This is a genomic window from Nocardia beijingensis NBRC 16342 (assembly GCF_001612785.1).
Classification (GTDB): domain Bacteria; phylum Actinomycetota; class Actinomycetes; order Mycobacteriales; family Mycobacteriaceae; genus Nocardia; species Nocardia beijingensis.
The window spans coordinates 46,036-50,956 of record NZ_BDBC01000032.1 but is presented as its reverse complement, the minus strand read 5'-3'; the positions used below and the strand labels follow the sequence as shown (position 1 = coordinate 50,956).

The 4,921-nt window shown below is 65.2% G+C and carries 3 protein-coding genes, 1 tRNA gene and 2 pseudogenes; 4 read left to right on the top strand and 2 right to left on the bottom strand.

Going from position 1 to position 4,921, the window contains the following annotated elements; genetic code table 11:
• Window positions 1-178: 178 nt before the first annotated feature.
• Window positions 179-529 carry a winged helix-turn-helix transcriptional regulator gene (locus tag NB3_RS19645; protein WP_067805325.1) on the bottom strand — a complete coding sequence of 117 codons (351 nt, stop codon included), beginning with the start codon at window positions 527-529 and terminating at the stop codon, window positions 179-181.
• A 143-nt stretch (window positions 530-672) separates the two neighbouring features.
• On the opposite strand from NB3_RS19645, the gene NB3_RS19640 reads away from it, so the two are divergent.
• From NB3_RS19640 to NB3_RS36285, 3 genes are all read left to right on the top strand, one after another.
• Window positions 673-1,542: an NAD(P)-dependent oxidoreductase gene (locus NB3_RS19640; protein ID WP_067805323.1), complete on the top strand. Its 870-nt coding sequence runs from the start codon at window positions 673-675 to the stop codon at window positions 1,540-1,542.
• Between the two features lie 126 nt (window positions 1,543-1,668).
• Window positions 1,669-1,753, top strand: a tRNA-Leu gene (locus NB3_RS19635).
• A 190-nt stretch (window positions 1,754-1,943) separates the two neighbouring features.
• Window positions 1,944-2,450, top strand: a complete 507-nt coding sequence (locus NB3_RS36285) for a hypothetical protein (RefSeq protein ID WP_244891982.1) — start codon at window positions 1,944-1,946, stop codon at window positions 2,448-2,450.
• Window positions 2,451-2,495: 45 nt separating this feature from the next.
• Here NB3_RS36285 and NB3_RS36280 read toward each other — a convergent pair.
• Window positions 2,496-3,395 (bottom strand): annotated as a pseudogene (locus tag NB3_RS36280) (recombinase family protein); the annotation flags it as partial.
• A gap of 625 nt (window positions 3,396-4,020) precedes the next feature.
• Between NB3_RS36280 and NB3_RS19625 the strand changes: the two are divergent.
• Window positions 4,021-4,694: pseudogene (locus NB3_RS19625) on the top strand (DUF8020 domain-containing protein).
• Window positions 4,695-4,921 lie beyond the last annotated feature (227 nt).

The following is a 4,921-nucleotide window of genomic DNA, read 5'->3' as shown; positions in this document are numbered from 1 at the left end:
CCGCAAAGCCACCCACATCTTGCAAAAGTTGTGACGTGGAACATACGACGGGCCCGGTTAGGCGTCAATTGCCTACGGTGTGCACAAAATTAACTCAAGTTACCAACTAGTAGCTTGATCTTCCGCTCAAGGATGTTGCCCGAGTGAAACATTCACTTTTGAAGGATTCACTTCGGAGCTACTGATGCACCCGCCGCGCCCCGATCCGATCGATCCGAGCGCGCCCCCACTCCCCCAGCGGCTCCAGCGCGGCGTTGAGCGCCGCGCCGATCTCGGTCAACCGGTACTCCACGCGCGGCGGCACCTCGCGGTAGACGGTCCTGCTGACGATGCCGTCCTCCTCCAGCTCCCGGAGCTGCTGGATGAGCATCTTCTCCGAGACGCCCGGCAACCCCTTGCGCAGCTCCCCGAAGCGCCGAACCCCGTGATTCTCCAGCTCCCACAGAATCAGCGCCTTCCACTTGCCGCCGACGACGTCCATCGCCGCATCGATCCCGCAGAAGTACGGTCCCGATCGTTTCGCGCCCATCGCTCACCCTCTCCACCTGCTCACAAACCAATGGGTAAGTACCCGACAAAATAGTAGGTACTTGCCCCATTGCCGGTCACCGAGCAGTCTGGATCCCAGCGCGCTGACCAGGACATTTCGATCTCGGAGGAGTTGAACCCGCAATGGCGGAGACCACGAAGACCCCGGTGACCATTCTCGGGCTCGGCGCGATGGGCCGGGCGTTGGCCGCGACCTTCCTGAAGGCCGGCGTGCCGACAACCGTCTGGAACCGCACGCCGGGCAAGGACGCCGACCTGCTCGCGGCCGGAGCCATCGGCGTCGCCACGGTCGCCGAAGCGATCGATACCGAGGGCCTCATCATCGCGATACTGCTCGACCACGCTTCGGTGCACGCGACCCTCGACCCGGTCGCCGACCGCCTGGCCGGACGGCAGTTGATCAACCTGACCAGCACCGCCCCGAACGAGGCCCGCGAACTCGCCGCCTGGGCCGCCGGACACGGCTGCGACTACCTCGACGGCGGCATCATGGCGGTGCCGCCCATGATCGGCCAGCCGGGCGCGTCCATCCTCTACAGCGGCTCCAGGACAGTCTTCGACACACATGTCGAAGCGCTCGAATTGCTCGCCGCCGCAGAATATTTCGGCGACGATGCGGGCCTCGCCTCGACCTACGACTTCGCCCTGCTCGCCACCATGTACGCCATGTTCGGCGGCTTCCTGCACGGCGCGGCCATGATGCGCTCGATGGGCGTCCCCGCCGCCGAATTCGGCCGGCGAGCCGCCGCCTGGGTCAGCGCGATGGCCCAGTCGTTCCCGCACCAAGGCACCGTCATCGACACCGCCACCTACACCGACCCCATCCAGTCCATCGCCTTCCACAAAGCCGCCCTCGACGCGATCACCCGCGCCAGCCGCGACGCCCACGTCACCCCCGACTTCGTCGCCCCCATGAAGACCCTCCTCGACCGCCAGGTAGCCGACGGCCGGGGCGCCCTGGGCTTCGAACGCACATTCGAAGAACTCCTCTGATCCATCGCGTGGGCCGCATCGCTCCCCGATGCGGCCCACGCGCGCCCGTCAACGCCGGAGAATCCCCAGGTCAGGCTGCGATTTGGTCCACACGGAGGTGATCCGATAATCTTGCTGGGCACACCGGTCCGGGTGGCGGAATGGCAGACGCGCTAGCTTGAGGTGCTAGTGCCCTTTATCGGGCGTGGGGGTTCAAGTCCCCCTCCGGACACAGACACTACGCACACGGGTGGTTGTGGAGCAGTTTCTGCCACGACCACCCGTTTTTCGTGGTCGTAGGTGAGCTTCAGGCCGAGTTGCCGGTAGACCTCAAGTTTGTCGCTGGGGTCGGCCGCCTTCAGTATGTGAACCAGCCCACCCAGTGAGGTCACAAGCTGGAGGATCTCCTCCTTGTTCAAGTGGTGATCCGACCATTGCTCGGCTTCCAGCGCGGTGAGCTGTGCAGCGGTGGCCTGGCGTTCACGCTGAACTTGTTGGGTCCAGCCCGCCACAAGGACCGGGTCGGTGCCCGCTTCCAGTGCTGCTCGGTACCGCGACAGTTTGCGGTCGTGTTCGGCAAGCGATCGCCGTGCACTCTCGATGGCGGGTGTGTTGTCGGTCTGGGCGCCTTCGAGCATGGTCAGCGAATGCTCGATCCGGTCGGGGTGGAAGATGTCGGCCAACCATGCATCGATCGGGGCGCTGAGCTGGTCTTCGCGCAGGTAGACGGTCGTCGGGTGGTCGATCTTGTTGACGAGGGCGTACTCGGATGGATACCGGCAGCGGTAGTGCGGCAGCCCGTGGTTCCAGTTGCCTTGCATGCGGCGTCCGCAGGCGTCGTGGAACAGCAGTCCCTTGAAGGCGTACGGGTGCTGGCGGCGGGTCGTTGTTCTGCCTGTCGACTGCGGGCCTCGGGCGGCGAGCCGTAGTTGTGTCTGCTCGAAGGCGTCCTTGCTGATGAGTGCGCTGTGGGCTGGCTGGTCGGAGTAGACCCACTCGTTTTTCGGGTTCCACGCCAAGCGGGTGTGATGGCCTAAGGCGACGTCATCGACGTCGATGAGGGACTCCTGCTTGCGTTGTTTGTTCCACACCTCGTAGCCGGTGTAGCGCGGATTGCCCAGGATCGCGCGCACCGCGCTCTTGGACCACGCGGCGCCGGAGCGATGGCTGTTGCGCCTGCGGTCGTAGGCCGACGGGCACAAGATGTTGTCGGCGGTAAGTCGTTGCGCGATAGCGAAAATCCCTATGCCGGATAAGTACTCGCTGAAGATCCGTTGCACCACTGGCGCGGTGACAGGGTCGGGTCCAAGGGTATGCAGCCGTTTACCGTCGGCGGCTTTGCCCGGGTTGGGATGGGGCCCGGCGTCGGCGAGGCGGTACCCGTAAGGTGGCCGGCCGCCGAGGTAGCGGCCCTCGACTTGCGCTTGCGCGGCCATGGCGGCGCGGACGCGGATCTTGATGCGGTTGCGGTCGCCTTTGGACATGCCGCCGAACACCGACATGATCAGGTCGTGTGCTTCGGAGTCCGGGTCGATCGGACCGCCGACCTCTGGGACCCACAGCTGCACGCCGTAGTGTACGAAGACCGGAAACGTCAGCCCGAACTGGTTGCCGTAGAACGCGCGTTGCGGTTCGCCGATCACGACCGCGTCGAACCCTCGCTCGGGTTCTTTCAGCAGCTCGAGCAGTCGCCCGGCCGCGGGGCGGCGCTTCCACGGAATCGACCGCGACTGCCCGATGTCGAAGAACTCCGCGACGATCTGCCCGTGCTGACCGACCAGGGCGTTCGCTCGCCCGAGCTGCCAGTTGCGAGACGCTTCCGGATCTTGCTGGTCTTCGGTGGAGACCCGCCCGGCGAAAGCGAACCTGATCATTGCTGCGATTCCTCCTGCTGGTTGAGAAAGACATCGGCGTTCGGTGGTGGCTTGGCCGAAGTACTCCATCCTCGGGAGTTGAGCTGGAGGGAGTCGGCCGTGGTGTTGGGGCTGGACTCGGTCGGGGACTATCGACGGTCTCGACACCAGTCTCGCGGACGTGTCGGAGAATGATCTCCAGCAACACTTTAGCGGCTATGGCGTTGAGCTGAGGCGGGTCCTCTGGAACGACGACAGTGACATCGTTCGTGCGGCTTCTAGCAGCCTGATCATGCGCGTTGCTGCCATCAGGGCGCACGGCGCACGTCCTCGGCTACGCTGGCCGACTGGTAGCTGACCGATGACGACCGGCACCTCGTTCTGTACCAATCACGAGCCGCGCGCGTTCGGGCGTGGCAATCCCTCCGCCAAGAACGACAGACCGGTGTGCTGGTGCGAGTAGAGGTGAACGATGAGCGCGCCGCCGCGGGAGACAAAGGCCCAGGACGAGCTCTGGCGCCGAGATGGCCAGTAGAGGGCTGACCGTGGAGATCGAAAGGCATGGCTCCTCCAGGCCTGCCGATTCTCCCGCCTTCCATGAAAGCCGAAACACGGCGATTTCGCCACCACCTGTAGCCGATGGTCCGTGCCCGCGCTGGCACTGGCCGCCCTGACCGCCGTGACGGGCACCGCCCACGCCGACCCGGGCGATGACCAGCCCATCTCCTTCACCGCGCACGCCACCGACACCTCCTCGATCATCGAAATCGACTCCGGAGCCTTGGTCGTCGAGGACGGAACGCTGAAAGTGAAGTCCCGGGACGGCATCACCGTCGCGGGGACGCCGCTGCGGTTCACCATCGACGAATACGAATTCCCGATCCGTGCCGAAATCTCCGGCCGTACCGCGACACTGACGCCGGACCTGTCGATGGATCGCGCCGTCTACAAGCCGGTAGCGTTGCCCTACGAGGACAAGGCGCCCTGGAAGACCGAATACGACCGGGAACAAGCCGCTTGGTCCCGCATGACCAGCACCATCAGCATGGGCGCCACCATCGGAACCCTCGTCGGCGGCCTCGGCGGCGCGGCGGTCGGCTGCGTGCTCGGCGGCCTCGCTGGCGCGACCATCGCCGCGGGGACCATCGCGGGCCTGTTCGGTCCATTCATCCCGCCGCAGCCGTTGGGTGCCTCGTCGGCGTCGCCGCGGTCGGCGCGTTGGGCACTGTGGCGGGCCAGATACTGGTCACCGCCCCGGTGGCGATCGGCGCCGCGATCCAGTACTTCACCACGATCAACAGCCCGTACCCGGCGAAATAGGAGGCAGGGCAGAACTATTCGTATCGACGGCGGCCACGACAAGGTGGCCCCCGTCGAAGCCGTTGTACCGATCGGGGCCCATACGATCAGCGATCTGACCGGTGGGCAGCACAAGCCAACCTGACCAGTGAGCTCCGACAACGAGCCCAGCGCCAACTACCCCCGGACGATGCACACCGAACCAGCCCGATGAACCGATCGAGGAGGTACTGCTCGAGCGATAGACG

Coding starts and splice junctions, on each gene's coding strand:
- NB3_RS19640 (WP_067805323.1), top strand. CDS start 673: ATGGCGGAGACCACGAAGACCCCGGTGACCATTCTCGGGCTCGGCGCG.
- NB3_RS19645 (WP_067805325.1), bottom strand. CDS start 529: ATGGGCGCGAAACGATCGGGACCGTACTTCTGCGGGATCGATGCGGCG.